We start from the raw sequence: 22990 nt of genomic DNA, 5'->3' as shown, positions 1-22990 counted from the left end.
CAACCATCTTGCAGTGATCATGGCAATTAGCTCGACCTGCACGAGCATTACACCTGTGACCACCAGACATGTCTGGCCCTGAGGAGTTTCGATGAGCGAATTGCGTTTTACTGAAGACCACGAATGGCTGCGTGCCGAAGCCGATGGCAGCGTGACCGTTGGCATTACGGCTTTTGCGCAAAACGCTCTGGGCGATGTGGTGTTTGTTCAGTTGCCAGAGTTGCAGGCTTACGACAAAGGCGCTGAAGCCGCCACGGTTGAGTCGGTCAAGGCCGCCAGCGGCGTGTACATGCCACTGGACGGTGAAGTCCTCGAACTGAACGCTAAACTCGAAGACAGCCCGGAACTGGTCAACGAGGATCCGCTGGGTGAAGGCTGGTTTTTTCGCTTTAAACCGGCTGATCCCGAGGCGCTCGGCAAACTGCTGACGCAGGACGCTTACGACCGCTTGATCAAAGCTCAAGACGACAACTGAGGAGCCGGCCATGACGATTAATCTCAGCACTGCCAATGAATTCATCGCGCGCCACATCGGCCCGCGTCAGGCCGACGAACAGGCCATACTCACCACGCTGGGCTTTGACTCGCTGCAAGCGCTCAGCGCCAGCGTCATCCCGGAAGGTATCAAGGGCACCAGCGTACTCAACCTGCCCGCTGGCCAAAGTGAAGCCGATGCCCTGGCATCGATCAAAGCCATCGCGGCGAAAAACCAGTTGCATAAAACCTATATCGGCCAAGGCTATTACAACTGCCACACGCCTTCGCCGATCTTGCGCAACCTGCTGGAAAATCCGGCCTGGTACACCGCTTACACGCCGTATCAGCCGGAAATCTCCCAGGGTCGTCTTGAAGCCTTGCTGAATTTCCAGACGTTGATCAGCGACCTCACCGGCCTGCCGATTGCCAACGCTTCGTTGCTCGACGAAGCCACCGCAGCCGCCGAAGCCATGACCTTCTGCAAACGCCTGAGCAAGAACAAAACCAGCGAGCGCTTTTTCGCCTCCCGCCACTGCCACCCGCAAACCCTCGATGTGCTGCGCACCCGTGCCGAGCCGTTGGGCATTGAAGTGGTGGTGGGGGACGAGCGTGAGTTGAGCGACCTGTCGCCGTTCTTCGGCGCCCTGCTGCAATACCCGGCAAGCAACGGCGATGTGTTTGATTATCGCGATCTGGTTGAACGCTTCCACGCCGCTAACGCGTTGGTGGCGGTAGCGGCTGACTTGTTGGCGCTGACCTTGCTGACGCCGCCCGGTGAGTTCGGCGCCGACGTGGCCATCGGCAGCGCCCAGCGCTTTGGCGTGCCACTGGGCTTCGGTGGCCCGCACGCGGCTTACTTTTCGACCCGCGATGCCTTCAAGCGCGACATGCCGGGGCGTCTGGTCGGCATGTCAGTAGACCGTCACGGCAAACCGGCGCTGCGTCTGGCGATGCAAACCCGCGAGCAACATATCCGCCGCGAGAAGGCCACCAGCAACATCTGTACCGCTCAAGTGTTGCTGGCCAACATCGCCAGCATGTACGCCGTGTACCACGGGCCTCAGGGCTTGACCCAGATTGCCCGGCGCATTCATCAGTTGACTGCAATCCTTGCCCAGGGCCTGAAATGGCTGGGACTGAACGTTGAACAAAGCCAGTTTTTCGACACCCTGACCCTGCACACCGGCAACCGCACCAGCGCGCTGCACGCCAAGGCTCAGGCCCGGCACATCAACCTGCGTGTGGTCGATGACGAACGCCTTGGGCTGTCGCTGGACGAAACCAGCAGCCAGTCTGACGTCGTTGCTCTGTGGGCCTTGCTCGCAGTCGATGGCCAGACGCTGCCTGACTTCGACGCGCTGGCCCAATCGGTAACAGGCACGCTGCCTGCGGCGTTGCTGCGCCAGTCGGCGATTCTGAGCCACCCGGTGTTCAACCGTTATCACTCCGAAACCGAGCTGATGCGTTATCTGCGCCGCCTGGCTGACAAAGACCTGGCGCTGGACCGCACCATGATCCCGCTGGGCTCGTGCACCATGAAGCTCAACGCCGCCAGCGAAATGATCCCGGTGACCTGGGCCGAGTTCGGCAACCTGCACCCGTTTGCCCCTGCCGAGCAAAGCCAGGGCTATCAGCAACTGACCCGCGAGCTGGAACTCATGCTCTGCGAGGCCACCGGCTACGACGCCGTGTCGCTGCAACCCAACGCAGGCTCCCAAGGTGAGTACGCAGGCTTGCTGGCCATTCGTGCTTACCACCAGAGCCGTGGCGAAGAGCGCCGCGACATCTGCCTGATCCCCTCCTCGGCCCACGGCACCAACCCGGCGACCGCACACATGGCCGGTATGCGCGTGGTGGTGACCGCCTGTGACGCGCGCGGCAACGTCGACATTGAAGACCTGCGCGCCAAGGCCATCGAACACCGCGATCACCTTGCCGCGTTGATGATCACCTACCCGTCGACCCACGGCGTGTTCGAAGAAGGCATCCGCGAAATCTGCGGCATCATTCATGACAACGGCGGCCAGGTGTACATCGACGGCGCCAACATGAACGCAATGGTCGGCCTGTGCGCACCGGGCAAGTTTGGCGGCGACGTGTCGCACCTTAACCTGCACAAAACCTTCTGCATCCCCCACGGCGGTGGCGGCCCGGGCGTTGGCCCGATTGGCGTCAAGTCGCACCTGATCCCGTTCCTGCCGGGCCACAGCGCCCTGGAGCGCAAGGAAGGCGCGGTGTGTGCCGCTCCGTTCGGCAGCGCCAGCATTCTGCCGATCACCTGGATGTACATCCGCATGATGGGCGGCGAAGGCCTGAAACGCGCCTCGCAGCTGGCCATTTTGAACGCCAACTACATTGCCCGCCGTCTCGAAGAGCATTACCCGGTGCTGTACTCGGGCGCCAACGGCCTGGTGGCGCACGAATGCATCCTCGACCTGCGCCCGCTCAAGGAAACCAGCGGCATCAGCGTTGATGACGTGGCCAAGCGCCTGATCGACTTTGGCTTCCACGCCCCGACCATGTCGTTCCCGGTGGCGGGCACGTTGATGATCGAGCCGACTGAAAGTGAATCCAAACAAGAGCTGGATCGCTTCTGCGAAGCCATGATCCGCATCCGCGAGGAGATTCGCGCGGTCGAAAACGGCAGCCTCGACAAAGACGACAACCCGCTGAAAAACGCCCCGCACACGGCCGCAGAAATCGTTGGCGAGTGGACCCACCCGTACAGCCGCGAACAAGCGGTGTACCCGGTCGCGTCGTTGATCGAAGGCAAATACTGGCCACCGGTAGGCCGTGTCGACAACGTGTTCGGTGACCGCAACCTGGTCTGCGCGTGCCCGTCGATCGAGAGCTATCAGGAGGCTTGATCCCGATCCGTAGGAGCGAGCTTGCCTCGCGATCTTTTGATCTTTTAAAAGATCGCGAGACGAGCTCGCTCCTACACGTTTTGCTTGCCAATTCATCTATAAGAAACCGGAGAACCCTATGTCGTTAAACGTGTTCGACCTGTTCAAAATTGGCATCGGCCCTTCCAGTTCCCACACCGTCGGCCCCATGCGGGCTGCCGCTCGTTTTGTCGAAGGTTTGGCCCGCGAGGGTTTGCTGCCGAGCACGGCCTGCGTGAAAGTCGAGCTGTATGGTTCCCTCGGCGCCACCGGTAAAGGTCACGGCAGCGACAAAGCCGTGTTGCTGGGGCTTGAAGGCGAACTCCCGGACACCGTCAACACCGAAACCGTGGCTGAACGCCTGGCCCGGATTCGCAGCAGCGGGCGTTTGAACCTTAACGGCGAACACGCCATCGATTTCAACGAAAAACTGCACCTGGCGATGATTCGCAAACCCTTGGCTTTTCACCCCAACGGCATGATTTTTCGTGCCCTGGACGCCGCCGGAATACAGATTCGCAGCCGCGAGTATTACTCGGTCGGCGGCGGCTTTGTGGTGGATGAAGACGCTGCGGGCGCTGACCGCATCGTCGAAGACAGCACGCCACTGAAGTACCCGTTCAAAACCGCCAAAGAGCTGCTGAACCATTGCACCACGCAGCACTTGTCCATCAGCCAGGTGATGCTGGCCAACGAAAGCGCCTGGCGCCCGGAAGCCGAAACCCGCAGTGGCTTGCTGCACATCTGGCAAGTGATGCAGGACTGCGTCAGCGCGGGCTGTCGCAATGAAGGCATTTTACCCGGTGGCTTAAAGGTCAAACGCCGGGCCGCCGCGCTGCACCGTCAACTGTGCGGCCACCCGGAAGCCGCCCTGCGCGATGCGCTGTCCGTGCTCGACTGGGTCAATCTGTATGCACTGGCGGTAAACGAAGAAAACGCCAATGGCGGGCGTGTGGTCACCGCGCCCACCAATGGGGCTGCGGGGATTATCCCGGCCGTGCTGCATTACTACATGCGCTTTATCGGCGGTGCCAACGAAGACGGCGTGGTGCGGTTTCTGCTGACGGCTGCCGCCATCGGCATTTTGTACAAGGAAAACGCCTCGATCTCGGGCGCCGAAGTCGGCTGCCAGGGCGAAGTCGGTGTGGCCTGCTCCATGGCCGCGGGCGCGCTCTGCGAAGTGCTGGGCGGCAGCGTGCAACAAGTCGAGAACGCCGCCGAAATCGGCATGGAACACAACCTGGGGCTGACCTGCGACCCGATTGGCGGGCTGGTGCAAGTGCCGTGTATCGAGCGCAACGCCATGGGCTCGGTCAAGGCTATCAACGCCGTGCGCATGGCGTTGCGCGGCGACGGCCAGCACTTTGTCTCGCTCGACAAGGTGATCCGCACCATGCGCCAGACCGGCGCCGACATGAAAAGCAAATACAAAGAGACCGCCCGCGGCGGTCTGGCTGTCAACATTATTGAGTGCTGATTTTCAAGGAGTCACGAATGTCCACCGAACACTTGCTCATCACCCCGCTGCACGCACTGCACCTTGAACTCGGCGCCCGCATGGTGCCGTTTGCCGGCTATGACATGCCCGTGCAATACCCGCTGGGCGTGATGAAAGAACACCAGCACACCCGTGAACAGGCCGGATTGTTTGATGTTTCGCACATGGGGCAGATCTTGCTGACCGGCGCCGGTGCCGCCAAAGCCCTGGAAACATTGGTGCCCGTCGACATCATCGACCTGCCGGTGGGCATGCAGCGTTACGCCATGTTCACCAACGAGCAAGGCGGCATTCTGGATGACCTGATGGTTGCCAATCTGGGCAATGACCGGTTGTTTTTGGTGGTTAACGCCGCCTGCAAGGCGCAGGACCTGGCGCACCTGCGCAAACATCTGGGCGCCCACTGCGAGATCCAGCCGCTGTTTGAAGAGCGCGCCCTGCTGGCCCTGCAAGGCCCGGCAGCGGTAAAGGTGTTGCAGCGCCTGACACCTGACGTGGCCAAAATGACCTTTATGCAATTTGAGCCTGTGACGCTGCTGGGCGCGGCGTGCTACGTCAGCCGCTCGGGTTATACCGGTGAAGACGGCTTTGAGATCTCGGTACCGACAGCACACGCAGAAAAACTCGCCCGCGCACTGTTGGCTGAACCTGAGGTTCAGGCCATTGGTTTGGGCGCACGTGATTCTTTGCGCCTTGAAGCCGGTCTGTGCTTGTACGGCCACGACATGAACGAAAAAACCACGCCAATTGAAGCCAGCCTGTTGTGGGCGATCTCTAAAGCGCGTCGTGCCGACGGCCCGCGTGCGGGTGGCTTCCCAGGTGCCGACACCATTTTTGCTCAGCAACAACAAGGGGTTGCACGAAAAAGGGTCGGCCTGCTGCCCCAGGAACGCACACCGGTGCGTGAAGGCGCCGAGGTGGTCGATGCACAGGGTAACGTCATCGGCACAGTGTGTAGCGGCGGCTTTGGCCCTACCCTGGGCGCACCGCTGGCCATGGCGTATCTGGACAGTGCATTCACCCCGATAGACACCGAGGTCTGGGCGATTGTTCGGGGTAAACGTGTGCCGATGAAAGTGTCTAAACTGCCGTTTGTGGCGCAACGTTATTATCGGGGCTAAACCCCGGGCTTTTTATACAGTTGTATGACACTTGCGTGCCATACAACTGCCACAAAACAGTGCGAAGTTTCGATAGTGAAAAAAGCACTTTAAACATGAAAACAATTGAACACCTCTATGAACACACTCTCTTTAACGCTACCCACACCCCACTGTAGGAGCGAGCTTGCTCGCGATCTTTTGATCTTTTAAATGCGTTGCTATAAGTGAACTACATGAGGTTATAAAGGGGGGTATTTAAGGGGCTTGTTTTTTTAATCCTGTTTTCGTAGAGTTTGACCACTGTGTTTGCATGGGTCGCTGGAATCGTGACCTGGGCAGTAGCTCTATGTTTGCTACAACCCGTTCTGCGTCTCTTACTTTCCTGCAACCCAGCACCAGTCCTCTTTCAACGTAAGGAGGCTGCCATTAATTGTTAGCGTCAAGGAATTAAGAAATGTCTCAACGTCAGAGCGGTACCGTCAAGTGGTTTAACGACGAGAAAGGTTTTGGTTTCATCACTCCGGAAAGCGGTCCGGATCTGTTCGTACACTTCCGTGCCATTCAAGGCAACGGTTTCAAAAGCTTGAAAGAAGGCCAGAAAGTGACCTTCATCGCTGTTCAGGGCCAAAAAGGCATGCAGGCTGACGAAGTTCAAGCCGAAGCCTAAGCTTCTGTTCCACAAAAGCCTCTGATGCTGACATCAGAGGCTTTTTTATGGGCGCAATTTCGTAAGATGGGTTTTTCCTTCACGAGAGCCTGCCATGTCGAAACCACCACTTAGCCCCCAAGGCGATTTCCCCGCCGCTGGCCTGGGGCGCCGTCTGGCAGCCATGTTCTATGACTTTTTGCTGTGTACGGCCCTGCTGATCGTGACCACGTTTATCTACAAGCTGATCATGATGAGCTTTATCGGTGAAGCCAAAATGCGCGAGCTGACCGAAGCCGGGGCGCTGGATGGCGACCCGTTGCTCTCGACCATTTTGTTGTTTGTCCTGTTCGCGTTCTTTGCCAAGTTCTGGACCCACAGCGGCCAAACCCTGGGCATGCAAGTGTGGGGCGTGCGCGTGCAAAACGCCGATGGATCGGCGATCAGCCTGTGGCAAGCGCTGTTGCGCTTTATGGTGTCGATTGGTTCGTGGCTGTGTTTAGGGCTGGGGTTTATCTGGTCTGTGTTCGATAAACGCAAGCGCACCTGGCACGACATGTACTCCGACAGCCAACTGGTTCGCATCCCTAAACAGAAGAAATAAAAAAAGCCCGTATCTCGCGATACGGGCTTTTTATTTTTGCTGTGTTTGTGTGGTGACTGCCGTTTACTGGAGAAACGGGTTGCTGCGCACCCTTCGCAGCCTTCGGCAGCGACTACAAGGGTTGGTTACTCTGCCAGCTTGAAGGTAATGAAGCTGGCGCGGCCCTGACGCAGTACACGCATCGAGACCGAACGATTTTTTGGCAATGCCTTGGCAATTTCAGTGAATTGCTTGGCATCGGTAATCGCCTGATTGTTCAGATGAGTGATCACGTCACCCGGTTGCAGACCAATCAACGCCGCAGGACCGTCCTGTACGTCTTTGATGATCACGCCACCTTTGATGTCGTTGGCTTTCTTCTGCTCGTCGGTCAAGTCAGCGACAGCGACGCCCAGACGGTTGCTGCTTTGCTCAGCACCGGTCAGGCCAGCCATCTCCTTGCCTTCATCCGGGATAGCGCCCACGGTGAGGTCCAGGGTTTTGCGCTTGCCGTCACGCACCACTTCAAGGGTGGCTTTGCTACCGGCTTTCAGCGCGCCTACCAGGTGCGGCAGGTCGGCCGACATGACGATCGGCTGGCCATTCATGCTCAGGATCACGTCACCTACTTGCAGACCGCCTTTGGCAGCCGGGCCGTTGTCCAGTACTTGAGCAACCAGCGCACCGGCAGGTTTTTCCAGACCGAAGGATTCCGCCAGGTCTTTATTGACCTCTTGAATCACCACGCCCAACCAGCCACGGCTAACCTTGCCGCCGGCTTTGAGTTGGTTGGAAACGTCCATGGCCACATCGATAGGGATCGCGAACGACACGCCCATAAAGCCACCGGAACGGGTGTAGATCTGTGAGTTGATGCCGACCACCTCACCTGCCAGGTTGAACAGCGGGCCACCGGAGTTACCCGGGTTGATTGGCACGTCAGTCTGGATGAACGGCACATAACTTTCATTCGGCAGGCTGCGGCCGATGGCGCTGATGATGCCTTGGGTGACGGTGTGGTCAAAGCCGAACGGCGAGCCGATCGCTACCACCCATTGACCGGCCTTGAGGTCCTGAGACTTGCCCAACTTCAGCACCGGCAGGTTTTTGCCATCAATTTTCAGCAGGGCCACATCGGAACGCGGGTCGGTACCGACCAGCTTGGCTTTCATTTCGCTGCGGTCAGACAGACGCACGATGATTTCGTCAGCGTCAGCCACTACGTGGTTGTTGGTCAGGATGTAGCCGTCCGGGGAGATGATAAAACCCGATCCCAGCGATTGAGCTTCGCGCTGACGCCCACCTTGGCCACCGCCCATGCCTGGCGGCATGCCGCGTTCAAAGAAATCACGCAATCCCGGCGGCAAGCCTTCGAGGTCTGGCATGTTCGAGACTTTGCGGTCCGGCAGCTTTTGCGTCGTACTGATGTTGACGACGGCGGGTGATGCCTGCTCGACCAACTGCGTGAAGTCGGGCAACTGCGCTTCAGCCAGCGCGGGCACTGCCTGGCCGAGCATCAGCACGGCAGCAAAAATGGGTAAGTAAGACTTCAATCGAGGCATTGGTTTACAGCTCCCGTTAATAGCCAGCAGGGTTGTGCAATGAGTCCCAAAAACTTAAGCCAGCATAGACCGGTTTTTGGGCGGACCAGAAACAAACAAGGTCAGAGCCCATTAGGCACTGACCTTTGTAAAAAAAATGAAAAAAACAATTTGAAATGTTCACCGCTCATTTCAGTGTTCCATCAAGGTTTGACCGTCGTCGAGGGTTCGGCCTGCCCTGCCCGCATCGAGAGTGCAATACGCTCTGCGGTGCCCATCGGGATCTCGCCCACCACGGTTGCGAGGATCTCTGCGTCAGGGGTCGAGAGGTGCCTTGAGACCGCAACAGTCGGACCCAGCTGCAGGCGCATGTCGGGCACAGCGTCGCCTTTCAGGGGTTCGAGGAACACCGAGAAACGCGTCAAGCCGTCGTCATACATGAGGCTGGTGACTTCTGTTTTGGTTTTGGGATCACGACGCACGTTGCTGCTCAAGAGTTCAAACCCTGGCGGCAACCAGTCGGAATGCCAGCTGTGCACAGGTTTGCTCACAGGTGCAGCCGCTTGAGAGGTGGCCACGGCCTGACAACGGTCACCGGGGGTGAGCTGGCTGTCGTTGGGCGGCGTCGTTTCAAGGTGGGTGAACTGAAAACGTTCCAGCAACTGCCCTTTGTCATTGACCAGCAATGACTTCAAAGGCAAGCCGGTTTCACGGTCCAGGTACAGTTCAACGCCATAGCGATGCTGGTCACGCGGGGTTAACACAATGACCGCCACAGGGCGACCGGCTACCCGCGAATCACCCGCGCGAGTCACGGCATACCAGTTTTCAAGGCGTTGCAAATCCAGCTGTCGCGCGGTGGTGTCGGCGACATCTGCAAGGCCGTTGATCAGTTTGCCAGTGACGCACTCGGTGCGCCCATCGGCACGAACCACCTCATAAGGTGCACCATCAAGCTGCACCAGTCGTTCACGCACTTTGCCGTCTTGCACGCGGTGCCAGATGCGATGGGTCGAAAAACTCCCATTGCGCTCGTAAACAAACGTGCCTTGATAGCTTTGCTGCTGCTCAGCCGCGCCTAAGCGTTTTAGCCAGTCTTGGGCGTCATCGGCATGAGCAGGTACAACAAAAAAACCACTGAGCAGAAGCGGTAACAGAGGTAGGACGCGCATGATGGCCCTTAACGGTTTTCCAGGCTTGCAGCTCGTGCGTAAGGCAGAGGGCTTTCAGTTCCTTTCATGGCCGCTTGTTCAGCGTGCTGGCGCAAATAGCCCGGCAAACGCTGATTCTGCCAACCAGCCTGGCCTTGCAGTACACCATTGGCCATTGGCCCGGTGCCCTGATCAGAGCTCTCACTGTAGTTGGCCAGTACCGCCGGGCCTTTAACTGTCGGCGCACTCAGGCTCGGCTGATTGCCTTGCTGGGCCAGTTGGGCGCCCACGATGTCATCCTGGTTGTACAGTCTGACACCCGCCAGAACAGCCACCGTCACCGAGGCAGCAACTGCCAGGCGGCCAATGCTTTGCCAGTGACTGCGCTTGGCTTTGGCGGGTGTTTGTTCTTCGGCCAGTGCGGCCGATACTGCAGATGCGATGTCCAGGCGAGGGATCAGCAGATCTTTGTGCATCACAGCACGGGCAACCTGATAGCGATTCCAGGTGGCACGTGTTTGTGCATCGTCAAAGGCATTCAATACCCGACGTAATTCCAGTTCGTCCGCTTCGTTATCCATCACTGCGGACAGCGATTCCTGCAGGGCTTCACGACTCATGGCGGTTCCTCTCTTGGCTGTCGCCGCTGTCTCAGTTTTCCTGCAACAACGGCTGCAGGGCTTTATCGATGGCTTCCCGAGCACGGAATATCCGGGATCGTACGGTACCCACCGGACATTGCATGACGCTCGCAATATCTTCGTAACTCAGACCATCAAACTCACGTAAAGTTAATGCCGTACGTAAATCTTCTGGCAGTAGCTGAATGGTGCGGTGAACCGTGCCTTCGATCTCATCGCGAAGCAAAGAACGCTCCGGCGATTCCAGATCTTTCAGACCGTGATCACCATCATAAAATTCAGCATCTTCAGAACTCACATCGCTATCGGGTGGACGACGACCGCGTGACACCAGATAGTTTTTCGCCGTGTTAATGGCGATGCGGTACAGCCACGTATAAAAGGCGCTGTCTCCGCGAAAATTGCCAAGTGCACGGTAAGCCTTGATAAAGGCTTCTTGTGCCACGTCCTGGGCTTCATGGGTGTCGTGCACAAAACGCACGATCAACCCGAGAATTTTGTGCTGGTATTTCAGCACTAGCAGATCAAATGCACGCTTGTCGCCGCGCTGCACGCGCTCGACCAGCTGCTGATCCTCTTCCTGGGTTAGCATGAATACTCCTCATAAGACCGGGAGGAAGAGTGTTTTGCTAATTGATCAGGCTTGCAAACATAGACTCGGGCTTTTCGCAAAAGTTCTCTCCCCCCTGGCAAGTTTCCTGCGCACTCGGATTTGGCACGCACGAAAACGCAGCTCGGGCCTGGCCGGCTGCGTCAATAATCTTGTCGTCAAAGTCACCTGCGCGGGCCGTAAAATCAACCCCGTATGGCATTGACGCAACTCCCCTTTATGGCGGGCAACCTGCTATTGAACCCTGAGCTGTCGGAAAAGTTCCAAAATTCAGATCAGGTGTAACGTCTATAGCAGGATAAAATACAGTTCGTGCGCAGGTTGTGCCCGACGCGCAGCCTCTGGTTTACCGATTTATTCTGCAAAACGGCATGCAGATCGCCACACTCTGAGGCACACTTCTCGCCCGCTGTAATGACCCAACGCCACAAAGGCCCGGCTATTGTGCCGATCCCCCCCTCTATATACTAGTGGGCGCTTTTTTTGCGGACATAAGAAGAATGAGCCAACATTTTCAACACGATGTGCTGGTGATTGGCAGCGGGGCTGCCGGTCTGAGCCTGGCGCTGTCACTGCCAGGCCATATGCGCATTGCAGTTTTGAGCAAGGGCGACCTGGCCAACGGCTCGACATTTTGGGCACAAGGCGGCGTCGCTGCCGTGCTGGATGACACCGACACGGTCCAGTCCCACGTCGAAGACACCCTCAATGCCGGGGGCGGCCTGTGTCATGAAGATGCCGTGCGTTTTACGGTCGAACACAGTCGCGAAGCCATTCAGTGGCTGATCGACCAGGGCGTGCCCTTCACCCGCGATGAGGACGCCGACCCTGAGCACCCAGGGTTTGAGTTCCATCTCACCCGTGAAGGCGGCCACAGCCATCGGCGCATCATTCACGCCGCCGATGCCACCGGCGCGGCTATCTTCAAGACTCTGCTCGAACAAGCCCGCCAGCGCCCCAATATTGAATTGCTCGAACAACGCGTGGCCGTTGATCTGATTACCGCCCGTCGCCTGGGCCTGGAAGGTGACCGCTGCCTCGGTGCCTACGTGCTCAACCGCGCCACCGGCGAAGTCGACACCTACGGCTCGCGCTTCACCATTCTGGCCTCAGGCGGCGCAGCCAAGGTATACCTCTATACCAGCAACCCCGATGGCGCCTGCGGTGATGGCATTGCCATGGCCTGGCGCTCGGGATGCCGGGTCGCGAATCTGGAATTCAACCAGTTCCACCCCACTTGCCTGTATCACCCGCAAGCCAAGAGCTTTTTAATCACCGAAGCCCTGCGTGGCGAAGGTGCACACCTCAAGCTGCCGAATGGCGAGCGCTTTATGCACCGTTTTGACCCGCGTGGTGAACTGGCCCCGCGGGACATCGTGGCCCGCGCCATCGACCACGAAATGAAACGCCTGGGCATTGACTGCGTGTACCTGGATATCAGCCATGAATCCGACACGTTCATCAAGACCCATTTCCCGACGGTCTATGAACGCTGCCTGGAATTTTCCATCGACATCACCAAACAGGCGATTCCGGTGGTGCCTGCGGCGCACTACACCTGTGGCGGGGTCATGGTGGACGGTCACGGGCGCACCGACGTCCCCGGCCTGTATGCCATTGGCGAAACCAGCTTTACCGGCCTGCACGGTGCCAATCGCATGGCCAGCAACTCATTGCTGGAATGCTTCGTGTACGCCCGCTCTGCGGCAGACGACATCCTCACGCAACTCGAACACATCGACATTCCGGATTCGCTGCCCAGCTGGGATGCCAGCCAGGTGACCGATTCGGACGAAGACGTGATCATCGCCCACAACTGGGATGAGCTGCGGCGCTTTATGTGGGACTACGTGGGCATTGTCCGCACCAACAAGCGCCTGCAACGGGCCGAGCACCGCGTGCGCCTGCTGCTGGACGAAATTGACGAGTTTTACAGTAACTATAAAGTCAGCCGCGACCTGATTGAGCTGCGCAACCTGGCGCAAGTGGCCGAGTTGATGATCCGCAGTGCAATGGCGAGAAAGGAGTCACGGGGGCTGCATTACACCCTCGACTACCCGGACATGCTGCCTGAGGCGCTGGACACTATTCTGGTGCCAACCACCTACGCCGACTGAACTTGAGTCGCACGCGCAAGCGCCGGTGCTGATCCGGCGCCAGCGCGTCACGCGGAATGCACACCGCCCTCACCCACCACTCGCCCGGCACGCGGAACCGCAGCAGCACCATCATCGGCAACGCCAGGCTGTCGCGTTGCAACTGCACGGCCTGCCAGCCCTTGGCCCGACTCCATAACTGCCAACCCTCGGTATTTCGGCGAAGACCACTGAAGGCCTTGGCGTGGGTCAATCGAATATGCCGGGGCACTGCCCAAACGCCATGCATCAGGCACAACAACAGCCCAAGCAGGCGAGCCCACACGGGTATCGAAAGAAGGCAGATTGAGATCAGTGCCAGCGATTGCGCTGCCAGATACGCCGCCAGCAATTGCCCGGAGGCGTGCCAGCGGCATTCAAAAAAATCACTTGGGCTGGACACGGTCCAGAATCATGCGGACCATGCGCTGCAGCTCGGGGTCTTGAGACTCGCTGCGCTCCATGAACCAGCCGAACATGTCCTGGTCTTCGCACTCCAGGAGCTTGCGATAGACTTCGCGATCAACGTCATTGAGGTGCGGGTAAACCTCCTTGACGAACGGTACCAACAGTACGTCCAGCTCAAGCATGCCGCGGCGGCTGTGCCAGTAGAGACGATTGAGTTCAACATCTTCGACCATGGAGCGCTCCTCAAATAGAGCGCAAGTATACAGACCGATCCAAGAGAGAACAGTCGGCTTTGGTCGGTTGTCGAGAACCTTTGCGAACTACCCATTTACAGGTCACCCCTCTATGATGTGTCCCAGACTTTACAACCTGCGATGACTCATGGCCGACTCTGCTTTTTTCTGCACCTTGTCTCACGAAGGCGTTCTTGCTGTTATTGGCAACGACGCCAGCAAGTTCCTGCAGGGACAACTCACCTGTAACCTCAATTATCTGAGCGACACGCACTCAAGCCTCGGTGCGCGTTGCACGCAGAAAGGCCGGATGCAGTCGAGTTTCCGTATCCTCCTCGAACCGCAGGGCTGCTTTCTGGCCATGGCGCGTGAACTGGTCGAGCCACAATTGGCTGACTTGAAAAAGTACGCGGTGTTCTCCAAATCAAAATTGACCGATGACAGCGATCACTGGGTGCGCTTTGGCCTGAGCCAGGGCGACGCAGTATTGCAAGGCCTGGGCATCGACCTGCCTGCCGACACCGACAGCGTCGCCCGTGCGAATGGCCTCATCGCCATTCGTGTATCAGAGGGCCGCGCAGAACTGTGGGCGCCGTCCGAGCAAGCCGAACACCTGCACCAGCAGTTGAAGGCCCAGTTGCCTGAAGCCGATATCAACCAATGGACACTCGGCCAGATCCGCGCTGGCATTGGTCAGGTCATGCCGCAAACGCGCGAACTGTTCATCCCGCAAATGATCAACCTGCAAGCGGTAGGCGGTGTCAGCTTCAAAAAGGGCTGCTACACCGGGCAAGAAATCGTTGCGCGCATGCAATACCTCGGCAAGCTCAAACGCCGTCTTTATCGCCTGTCGCTTGAGGCGGGCAATGCGCAGCCAGAGCCTGGCACGCCGCTGTTTGCACCGACACACAGCAGCGCCGTGGGCGAAGTGGTGATTGCTGCTCATACTCCGGAGCGTATTGAACTGCTGGCCGTGTTGACATCTGACGCGGTGGAAGCGGGAGATATTCACGTGGGCGATCTGCAAGGCCCTGCGCTGACCTTGCTTGACTTGCCTTACCAACTCGACCGTGATCGTGAGATACAGCGTTAATTCTCGAGAATAAAAATGAGCATGTTGGCGAGCAAAGTCCAGATGGACTTGGTAAAGGCCATCGTTCGAGATGACCTGGTTTTGCCCACGCTACCGGAAGTGGCGTTAAATATTCGCAAGGCAGCGGAAAACCCGGAAATCAGCGTCAGCAACCTCAGCAAAGTCATCGGTCGCGATACCGCGCTGGCGGCGCGGCTGATTAAAGTCGTCAACAGCCCGCTCCTGCGCGCGTTGTACGAAGTGACAGACTTGCACACCGCCATCACCCGGCTGGGCGTGAATTACAGCAGCAACCTGGCCATTGGGTTGGTCATGGAACAGATCTTCCACGCCCGCTCGCCCGTCGTCGAAAGCAAAATGCGCGACGTCTGGCGACAAAGCCTGGAGGTGGCCGGTGTGTGCTATGCGTTTTGTCGGCGGTATACCTCGCTCAAACCCGATCAGGCAGCGCTTGGCGGGTTGGTGCATCAAATTGGCGTATTACCGATCCTGATTTATGCCGAGGAACATAACGAACTGCTCGCAGACCCCGTGTCGCTGAACCATGTGATCGAGCGCATTCACCCGGTGATTGGCGACAAATTGCTCGCGGTCTGGGAGTTTCCGGAAATGCTGCTCAAGCTGCCGGGTCAATATCAGGACGTTGGCCGAGAGTCCAAGGCCATCGACTACATCGACCTGGTGCAGATCGCCACGGTGTTCTGCGAACAGCGCGACACCCCGACACTCAGCCACAACCTGAATGCGCTGCACGCATTCAAACGGCTTAAGCTGGATGCTGACAGCGAGGTGTTTCAGCAACAAATGAACGATGCACGCGGGATGTTCATGTAACGCCACACCCGTAGCCGTGACGGGCCTTGCGAGGCGGCCGCAAGATCAAAAGATCGCGAGGCAAGCTCGCTCCTACAGCACGCTAAATCTGTAGCAGTTGACGAGCTTTGCGAGGCTACGTCCGGCTGCGAAGCGGCCGTAAAATCATCCAACCCTGTACCGGCCGGTGCGCCGTAAGATCAAAAGATCGCGAGCAAGCTCGCTCCTACAGAACCCGTAGTCGCTGCCGAGGCACGAAGGCTGCGATAACTCGCGCCTACAGCGAACGATTGTCGGCTGCCGATACGAAGCTCACCCGCACTTTTAGCCCGCGCTCGGCGCCGTCATGCAGGCTGATGTGGGCCAGATGCGCGCGGCAGATTTCGCCAACAATGGCCAGCCCCAAACCACTCCCCGCCACTTGCTGGTTACGTCGATAAAACCGCTCAAACACTCGCTCACGGTCTTCATACGGGATACCCGGACCGTCGTCTTCAACTTCCAGTACCGCTGGCAAGGACACCCGCAAGATCACGTTACCCCCAGTACAGGTGTGCGCCAGTGCGTTGTCGATCAGGTTGCTCAATAGCTCATTGAGCAAGGTCGGTTCGCCGCGCAGCCAGACCGGCTGGTCGGCTTCCAGCGCCAGGGCCACGCCTCGGGAATGCGCCAGGGGCGCCATGGCCATGCCCAGCTCTCGGGCCAGTTGGCTGAGATCGAGCAATTGCGCCCCGCCCTCAGCAATCGCCCTCGCACCATTTTCAATACGCGCCAGCGACAACAACTGGTTCGCCAAATGCGTCAGCCGGTCGGTGTCTTTAACCGTTTGTTCCAACGTGTGACGCAAAACCTGCGAGTCATGTGTGCGCAAGCCCAACTCAATGCGGGCCTTGAGCACGGCCAGCGGGGTGCGTAACTCATGGGCCGCGTCGGCAATAAACTGCGCCTGGCGCTCAAACTGCCAACGCAGGCGCTCGGTAAAGTGGTTCAAGGTTTGCACCAGCGGCCTTAGCTCACGCTGCACAGGCACCAGCGGCAACGGCCGCAGATCATCCGGCTCGCGCTCTTCAACGGCGGTACGCAAACGCTCCAGCGGGCGTAAGGCGGCGCTCACGGCAAACCACACCACTAACAATGCGCCCAGCCCCAGCATGCCCAGACGCAGCAAGGTGTCAGCCATCAGGCTGCGCGCCATGGCCACGCGTGCCTCATCGGTTTCTGCCACGCGAATCTCGGCCATGCCATTCATGTTCGGTTCGCTAACGGCCTTGAGCAGGCTCACCACGCGGACGTTTTGCCCACGGTATTCAGCGTTGTAAAAACGCGCCAGCGCCGGGTAATCGTCAGTCCGTGGCGTGCCGGGTGGCGGTGCCGGCAAGTGTTCATAGCCCGAAATCAGCCGCCGCTGAATATCGTAAACCTGGTAATAGATGCGTCCGGCACTGTCGTAGGCAAAGGTATCGAGTGCCACGTAAGGTACGTCGGCACTCAGGCTGCCATCACGCTGTGACAAGCCGGCGGCGATGGTGCGGGCGGATGCCAGCAAGGTGCGGTCGTAAGCCGTGTCGGCGGCTTCGCGACCATTGAAGTAAGCACTCAGGCTGCTGGCGAGCATCAGCACCACCAGCAACAGGGTCAGGGTCCACAGCAACCGCCAACGCAGGCTGTCGACTTTAAACATCACGGCCTTCCAGCAAGTAACCCAGGCCCCGGAACGTCACAATTGCCACCGCATGGCCGTCGAGTTTTTTGCGCAAGCGGTGCACGTAGATTTCAATCGCGTCCGGGCTCGCTTCTTCGTCCAGACCAAACACTTGAGCCGCCAGTTGCTCCTTGCTCATGACCCGCCCCGGCCTTGCGATCAACGCTTCCAGTACGGCCTGCTCGCGTGAGGTCAGGGTCAGTAATTCGTCTTTTAGCGTGAAGCGCCGGGTCTCCAGATCGTAAACCAGCGGGCCGCAGCGCTGCTGACGCTCGCCACCCAACACGCTACGGCGCAACAGGGCTTTGACCCGCGCTTCGAGCTCAGCCAGCTCAAACGGTTTGGCCAGGTAATCATCGGCGCCCAGATTGAGCCCATGCACCCGGTCCTTGACGTCACTGCGTGCGGTCAGCATCAACACCGGCAAGGTTTTGCCCCGCGCGCGCAAACGCGCCAGCACCTCAAAGCCATCCATTCGCGGCAGGCCCACGTCCAGAATGGCCATCGCATAGTCTTCGCTGCTCAGTGCCAGGTCAGCGGCCACACCATCGTGCAGGACGTCCACGGTCAGGCCAGTACTTTTCAACGCTTGAGCAACACTCTCGGCCAACTGCAACTGATCCTCGACCAAAAGAACACGCATCGGATTTACCTCATTATTTTTGTTCAGGCCTGTGGCTCTGTGCGCGAAGTGTACAGACGCAAACGGGGCTGTGAACCCCAAATAAACACTGAAAGAAAACTGAAAGGTTCACGAAAGGTTGGCGGATTAGGATTCGCCAACAAACAGTTACATCTGTTGCGCAAATGATTTTTTAGCGCTGCGCAAAACACCTCGACGTGTTTTCGCCAATAAGAACAATAATGGAGCACACCGTATGCTGACGCCTCAGCCTATCGCCCTTTGCCTTCCTGCTTGCCCCGTCTTCGCTCACCGCCACACAGGCCTGCGAACGACATTCTGTTGCCCCTCGCTGTACCCATGACGCTGACGATGCACGGCACTTGCCCTGCGTAAACGTTGGCGATGGCCACGACTGATAACAGCACTTTTCTGCTCATTTAAAACAATAACTCCTGCGGAGACATTATGAATTTCTCACTGCGCTCTTTGGCTCTTGCTGCCGGCTGCATGTTGTTCGCTGGCCAATTGATGGCTGAACCTAAACGCCCTGAATGTATCGCCCCGGCCTCCCCTGGCGGCGGTTTTGACCTGACCTGCAAGCTGGTGCAAAGCGCACTGGTAAACGAAAAACTGCTCAGCAAACCGATGCGCGTGACCTACATGCCGGGTGGCGTGGGCGCGGTGGCGTATAACGCGGTAGTCGCGCAGCGCCCGGCAGACGCCGGCACGTTGGTGGCATGGTCCAGCGGTTCACTGCTGAACCTGGCACAAGGCAAGTTCGGGCGTTTCGATGAAGGCGCTGTTCGCTGGCTCGCGGCCGTCGGCACCAGCTACGGCGCGCTCGCCGTGAAAAAAGACTCGCCCTACAAGAATCTTGACGATCTCGTTCAAGCACTGAAAAAAGATCCGGGCAGTGTGGTGATTGGTTCTGGAGGCACAGTGGGTAGCCAGGACTGGATGCAGACAGCACTGGTCGCCAAAGCAGCAGGTATCAACCCGCGTGAATTGCGATACGTAGCGCTGGAAGGCGGCGGCGAAATCGCCACGGCCTTGCTGGGCGGCCATATCCAGGTCGGCAGCACCGATATTTCCGACTCCATGCCTCACATCCAGAGCGGTGACATGCGCCTGCTGGCGGTCTTCGCCGATGAGCGTCTCGACGACCCGCAAATGAAAGAGATCCCGACCGCCAAAGAACAGGGCTACGACATCGTCTGGCCGGTGGTGCGCGGCTTCTACTTGGGGCCAAAAGTCAGCGATGCCGACTATGCGTGGTGGAAAGAGACCTTCGACAAACTGCTGGTGTCCGAAGACTTCGCCACCTTGCGTGATCAGCGCGAACTGTTTCCGTTCTCGATGACCGGCCCGGAGCTGGACGCCTACGTGAAGAAACAAGTGACTGATTACAAAGTCCTGGCCAAGGAATTTGGCCTCATTCAGTAACCGTCGCTGATCGCTGACTGTGCCCTTTACCGTGGGGCACAGCCCTGGAGTGAACCATGCTCTTACAACGTGTTTTTGCCTCGGCGCTGCTCATCGTCTGCCTCTGTCTGGCGGCGATGGCCTGGCCCTATCAGGCGTCTTTTTCTTACGAACCGGTCGGCCCACGCGCCTTCCCGCTGTTGATGCTCGGCCTGATGAGCCTGGGTTTGATCTACATGATCTTTCGCCCCTCGCCGGTGGTGCACAGCGAAGATGACCCGCAACTGGATCGCGAAACCCTGATCAAAATCGGCCTGTGTGTCGTGCTATTGCTGATCTTTGCCGGCACCTTCGAAACCCTCGGTTTTGTCCTCAGCGCCATCTTGGCCGGCATCCCGATGGCACGCCTGTATGGCGGCCGCTGGTTGCCGAGCATTGTGATCATCAGCCTGATGAGCGTCGGTCTTTATCTGCTGTTTGATAAAGCGATGGACGTTCCGCTGCCGCTTGGCCTGCTCGAAGTTCTGGAGAACTGATATGGATACTTTTAGCTATTTGGGCCAGGGCTTCGGCGTCGCGCTCAGCCCTTACAACCTGGTTACGGCACTGTGCGGCACCTTGATCGGCACCGTAGTCGGCCTGCTGCCCGGCCTTGGCCCGATCAACGGCGTGGCCCTGCTCATCCCGATTGCCTTCGCCCTCGGCCTGCCGCCAGAGTCCGCGCTTATCTTGTTGGCCGCGGTGTACCTGGGCTGCGAATACGGCGGGCGTATCAGCTCGATTTTGCTGAACATCCCCGGCGAAGCATCGACGGTCATGACCACCCTTGACGGCTACCCAATGGCCCGTAAAGGCCTGGCCGGCGTGGCGTTGTCGCTCTCGGCCTGGAGCTCGTTCATCGGCGCATTCATTGCCACCTGCGGCATGGTGCTGTTTGCCCCGCTGCTGGCCAAATGGGCGATTGCCTTCGGCCCGGCAGAATACTTTGTGCTCATGGTGTTCGCGATTGTCTGCCTGGGCGGCATGGCCGGCGACCGACCGCTCAAGACGTTTATCGCAGCACTGATCGGCCTGTTTCTGTCGTGCGTCGGGATCGATGCCAACAGCGGTGTGTATCGCTTCACCGGCGATAACATCCACCTGACTGACGGCATCCAGTTTGTCGTGTTGGTGCTCGGGCTGTTTTCCATCAGCGAGATTCTGCTGTTGCTGGAAAAAACCCATCGCGGCCAGGAAGCCGTGAAAGCCACCGGCCGTATGATGTTCAACCTCAAAGAAGCCTCCGCGGTGTTCGTAGTGAACATCCGCTGCGGTTTGCTGGGCTTCATCATGGGCGTGCTGCCGGGTGCCGGTGCAACCTTGGCCAGTGCTGTTGCCTACATGACGGAGAAACGTCTGGCCGGTGCCACAGGCACATTCGGTCAAGGTGACTCGCGTGGTCTGGCGGCACCCGAAACCGCTATCGGCGCTTCGGCGTGCGGTGCCCTGGTCCCGATGCTGACACTCGGTGTACCGGGTTCCGGCACCACGGCGGTGATGATCGGCGCCTTGTCGCTGTACAACATCACCCCGGGCCCACTGCTGTTTGAACAGCAACCGGACATTGTCTGGGGCCTGATCGCTTCGTTGTTCATCGCCAACATCATGCTGGTGATCCTCAACATTCCGATGATCCGCATCTTCACGCGCATTCTGGCCGTGCCTAACTGGGCACTGGTACCGGTGATTGCCATCATCACGGCGATTGGCGTGTATGCCGTGCACGCAACCACCTTCGACTTGTTCTTGATGATCGCCATCGGCATCTTCGGTTATATCCTGCGCAAGCTCGACTTCCCGCTGTCGCCGGTCCTGCTGGGGTTCATCCTGGGCGGGCTGATGGAGCAGAACCTGCGTCGGGCGCTGTCGATTTCCAATGGTGCACTGGAGATTTTGTGGGCCAGCCCGATCACCATGAGTGTCTGGGGCCTGACCGCCGTGATGCTGCTGTTCCCTATCGTGCGTATCTGGCGCAAGCGCAGCGCCAAACGCCACACCACAGCCAATGCCTGAATCAGGCGTTAAAGGCTGCGAGTAACACCGCCGCCAGTCGCCCTGACTGGCGGTTGCCTTTATGGCAACCCATTAAAACGCCTGGCGGGCGCCCTGCTCGCCAGGTAACGAGTTGATCACCAACTTTTGTGCAATCAACTTAAACACCCATGCAAGCGTATGTATAAAACACTCGCATCTATGTAGGAATATTCCATTACTGTCATGGACATTCCTACAACCTTGCCACGTTGTTGAGTCGTCAGCAGACCGATTATTTTTAGCACATCAAGAATGATCTTCTCGTCCGGCACACTCCTCAATGCAAGGGCAACATATGAAAAAGTGCAGTTTTTCCAGGCGACCACTCTCGCCGGATACACCCTCTACATCGCCTGATTTCATACCCTCTCTAACGCCTAAAGAGCATGAAGTCCTCAGTTGGTGCGCCCAAGGAAAAACCAGTGCCGAGGTGGCGCTCATTCTGAACAGATCAGAAACAACGATCAATTTTCATATCGCCAATGTACGAATGAAATTCGGCGTCACGTCACGTCACGCCGCCGTCATCAAAGCCATTAAGCTCGGCATGCCGCTGCTGCCTTAGCGGGCAATAAAAAGGCGTGCCAAGGACTATAAGCATGAGCCTATCAACATCCTCTCTCTCACTATCAGACTGCACCAGCGATGATGCGTTTTGGCCCCCCATCAACTTGACATCGCTCAGGAAGGCACTGTCCTTGAGTTCAAGTATCAGTGAAGGGCGGCTTAGAACAGCAGCGCACGGTGCAACTGCCACCGTCAATAAAGCACTGACCGTGTGGCAGCAGCATGTTCAACAACAAGGTTATGGGTATTTAGAAGAAGTACCCGCCCCCACTGTCAATAACTGTTCCGTGTTGGTGGCTCACTACCTCAGCGCTGTTGAAGCCACTGCAGCCATTGAGCTTTATCAGCACTTTAAAATTGAAAAGTGCGGACGCCGCTGTTCTATGAATGAACCGTCTGCCGCCCATTTGTTCACGCATGAGTACCGACATCATGACGAATGAAATGATTAGATTGGCTTCGTACTGGTATCTGGAAATCGGGCTTGCGATGATCGCGATGATCGACCGTGATGCAGTGTTTGGTGCCTGCCTGGGGGCGTGGGTGGTCACCAGTGCACGCAGGTCTCTCAAGGGCTGGCAACATGCAGGCTCCTTCCTGCTGAGCGCCTGCGTCGGTTATTTATTCACCCCTGTTGCCCTGCCACACTTAAACGGTTTATCCGTGGGAGTCACTGCATTTATTTGCGCACTGGTGGTCATACCCATCAGCATAAAACTCATGATTTGGGTGAGCTCTGCAGATATTTTCGATGTACTGCGACGTTTTAAAGGGCCTAAATAAA

At 58.1% G+C, this 22990-nt stretch carries 23 protein-coding genes; 15 read left to right on the top strand and 8 right to left on the bottom strand.

Going from position 1 to position 22990, the window contains the following annotated elements; translation table 11 throughout:
* Positions 1-91 precede the first annotated feature (91 nt).
* From gcvH to GHO25_RS05675, 6 genes are all read left to right on the top strand, one after another.
* The gene (gcvH, locus tag GHO25_RS05700; protein ID WP_048367977.1) at positions 92-475 is read left to right on the top strand and encodes a glycine cleavage system protein GcvH; all 384 of its coding nucleotides are present in this window, start codon (positions 92-94) and stop codon (positions 473-475) included.
* A 10-nt stretch (positions 476-485) separates the two neighbouring features.
* Positions 486-3344, top strand: coding sequence for an aminomethyl-transferring glycine dehydrogenase (gene gcvP / locus GHO25_RS05695; protein WP_153390116.1), 2859 nt, complete (start codon positions 486-488; stop codon positions 3342-3344).
* Positions 3345-3462: 118 nt separating this feature from the next.
* Entirely contained in the window at positions 3463-4839 is a 1377-nt protein-coding gene (locus GHO25_RS05690) for an L-serine ammonia-lyase (RefSeq protein WP_153390115.1), read from the top strand.
* Between the two features lie 17 nt (positions 4840-4856).
* Entirely contained in the window at positions 4857-5981 is a 1125-nt protein-coding gene (gene gcvT / locus GHO25_RS05685) for a glycine cleavage system aminomethyltransferase GcvT (RefSeq protein ID WP_153390114.1), read from the top strand.
* Positions 5982-6417: 436 nt separating this feature from the next.
* Positions 6418-6630, top strand: a complete 213-nt coding sequence (locus GHO25_RS05680; RefSeq protein ID WP_007977299.1) for a cold-shock protein — start codon at positions 6418-6420, stop codon at positions 6628-6630.
* A gap of 94 nt (positions 6631-6724) precedes the next feature.
* Positions 6725-7213 (top strand): RDD family protein, encoded by a 489-nt coding sequence (locus tag GHO25_RS05675; RefSeq protein ID WP_153390113.1) that lies wholly within the window; start codon positions 6725-6727, stop codon positions 7211-7213.
* A gap of 125 nt (positions 7214-7338) precedes the next feature.
* On the opposite strand, the gene GHO25_RS05670 is transcribed toward GHO25_RS05675, so the two are convergent.
* The 4 genes from GHO25_RS05670 to rpoE form a co-directional block, all read right to left on the bottom strand.
* Complete coding sequence (locus GHO25_RS05670) at positions 7339-8754, bottom strand: DegQ family serine endoprotease (RefSeq protein WP_048367988.1); 1416 nt, start codon at positions 8752-8754, stop codon at positions 7339-7341.
* A 182-nt stretch (positions 8755-8936) separates the two neighbouring features.
* Positions 8937-9905, bottom strand: a complete 969-nt coding sequence (locus GHO25_RS05665; protein ID WP_048367989.1) for a MucB/RseB C-terminal domain-containing protein — start codon at positions 9903-9905, stop codon at positions 8937-8939.
* A gap of 8 nt (positions 9906-9913) precedes the next feature.
* Positions 9914-10504, bottom strand: coding sequence for a sigma-E factor negative regulatory protein (locus tag GHO25_RS05660; RefSeq protein WP_048367991.1), 591 nt, complete (start codon positions 10502-10504; stop codon positions 9914-9916).
* 31 nt (positions 10505-10535) lie between these two features.
* Positions 10536-11117, bottom strand: a complete 582-nt coding sequence (gene rpoE, locus GHO25_RS05655) for an RNA polymerase sigma factor RpoE (RefSeq protein ID WP_048367992.1) — start codon at positions 11115-11117, stop codon at positions 10536-10538.
* A gap of 518 nt (positions 11118-11635) precedes the next feature.
* On the opposite strand from rpoE, the gene nadB reads away from it, so the two are divergent.
* Positions 11636-13252: an L-aspartate oxidase gene (gene nadB, locus GHO25_RS05650; protein ID WP_153390112.1), complete on the top strand. Its 1617-nt coding sequence runs from the start codon at positions 11636-11638 to the stop codon at positions 13250-13252.
* On the opposite strand, the gene GHO25_RS05645 is transcribed toward nadB, so the two are convergent.
* Both GHO25_RS05645 and GHO25_RS05640 read right to left on the bottom strand, forming a co-directional pair.
* Positions 13221-13673: a protein YgfX gene (locus GHO25_RS05645; RefSeq protein WP_178109997.1), complete on the bottom strand. Its 453-nt coding sequence runs from the start codon at positions 13671-13673 to the stop codon at positions 13221-13223. The two genes, nadB and GHO25_RS05645, sit on opposite strands and share 32 nt — an antisense overlap.
* Entirely contained in the window at positions 13657-13911 is a 255-nt protein-coding gene (locus GHO25_RS05640) for a succinate dehydrogenase assembly factor 2 (RefSeq protein WP_048385476.1), read from the bottom strand. The genes GHO25_RS05645 and GHO25_RS05640 overlap by 17 nt, the downstream gene beginning before the upstream one ends.
* Before the next feature lie 148 nt (positions 13912-14059).
* Between GHO25_RS05640 and GHO25_RS05635 the strand changes: the two genes are divergently transcribed.
* Both GHO25_RS05635 and GHO25_RS05630 read left to right on the top strand, forming a co-directional pair.
* Positions 14060-15004 carry a folate-binding protein YgfZ gene (locus tag GHO25_RS05635; RefSeq protein WP_153390111.1) on the top strand — a complete coding sequence of 315 codons (945 nt, stop codon included), beginning with the start codon at positions 14060-14062 and terminating at the stop codon, positions 15002-15004.
* 15 nt (positions 15005-15019) lie between these two features.
* The gene (locus GHO25_RS05630; RefSeq protein WP_048368000.1) at positions 15020-15838 is read left to right on the top strand and encodes an HDOD domain-containing protein; all 819 of its coding nucleotides are present in this window, start codon (positions 15020-15022) and stop codon (positions 15836-15838) included.
* A 256-nt stretch (positions 15839-16094) separates the two neighbouring features.
* On the opposite strand, the gene GHO25_RS05625 is transcribed toward GHO25_RS05630, so the two are convergent.
* Positions 16095-17498 (bottom strand): sensor histidine kinase, encoded by a 1404-nt coding sequence (locus GHO25_RS05625; RefSeq protein WP_153390110.1) that lies wholly within the window; start codon positions 17496-17498, stop codon positions 16095-16097.
* Positions 17491-18162: a response regulator gene (locus GHO25_RS05620; protein WP_048368003.1), complete on the bottom strand. Its 672-nt coding sequence runs from the start codon at positions 18160-18162 to the stop codon at positions 17491-17493. Before GHO25_RS05620 ends, GHO25_RS05625 begins: the two co-directional genes overlap by 8 nt.
* A 447-nt stretch (positions 18163-18609) precedes the next feature.
* Here GHO25_RS05620 and GHO25_RS05615 point away from each other — a divergent pair, with 447 nt between their 5' ends.
* The 6 genes from GHO25_RS05615 (at position 18610) to GHO25_RS05590 (ending at position 22989) form a co-directional block, all read left to right on the top strand.
* Positions 18610-19587, top strand: coding sequence for a tripartite tricarboxylate transporter substrate binding protein (locus tag GHO25_RS05615; protein WP_153330712.1), 978 nt, complete (start codon positions 18610-18612; stop codon positions 19585-19587).
* A gap of 56 nt (positions 19588-19643) precedes the next feature.
* Positions 19644-20102 (top strand): tripartite tricarboxylate transporter TctB family protein, encoded by a 459-nt coding sequence (locus GHO25_RS05610; protein WP_153390109.1) that lies wholly within the window; start codon positions 19644-19646, stop codon positions 20100-20102.
* Between the two features lies 1 nt (position 20103).
* Positions 20104-21618: a tripartite tricarboxylate transporter permease gene (locus tag GHO25_RS05605; RefSeq protein WP_048368007.1), complete on the top strand. Its 1515-nt coding sequence runs from the start codon at positions 20104-20106 to the stop codon at positions 21616-21618.
* Positions 21619-21934: 316 nt separating this feature from the next.
* Positions 21935-22204, top strand: a complete 270-nt coding sequence (locus GHO25_RS05600) for a helix-turn-helix transcriptional regulator (RefSeq protein WP_082148640.1) — start codon at positions 21935-21937, stop codon at positions 22202-22204.
* Positions 22205-22238: 34 nt separating this feature from the next.
* Positions 22239-22649: a head completion/stabilization protein gene (locus GHO25_RS05595; protein ID WP_153390108.1), complete on the top strand. Its 411-nt coding sequence runs from the start codon at positions 22239-22241 to the stop codon at positions 22647-22649.
* Positions 22639-22989, top strand: coding sequence for a putative holin (locus GHO25_RS05590; RefSeq protein ID WP_153390107.1), 351 nt, complete (start codon positions 22639-22641; stop codon positions 22987-22989). The genes GHO25_RS05595 and GHO25_RS05590 overlap by 11 nt, the downstream gene beginning before the upstream one ends.
* Position 22990 lies beyond the last annotated feature (1 nt).

The sequence above is a fragment of the Pseudomonas sp. FSL R10-1350 genome, from assembly GCF_009600525.1.
Taxonomy (GTDB): domain Bacteria; phylum Pseudomonadota; class Gammaproteobacteria; order Pseudomonadales; family Pseudomonadaceae; genus Aquipseudomonas; species Aquipseudomonas helleri.
This window is presented reverse-complemented; position numbering and strand designations above follow the sequence as displayed.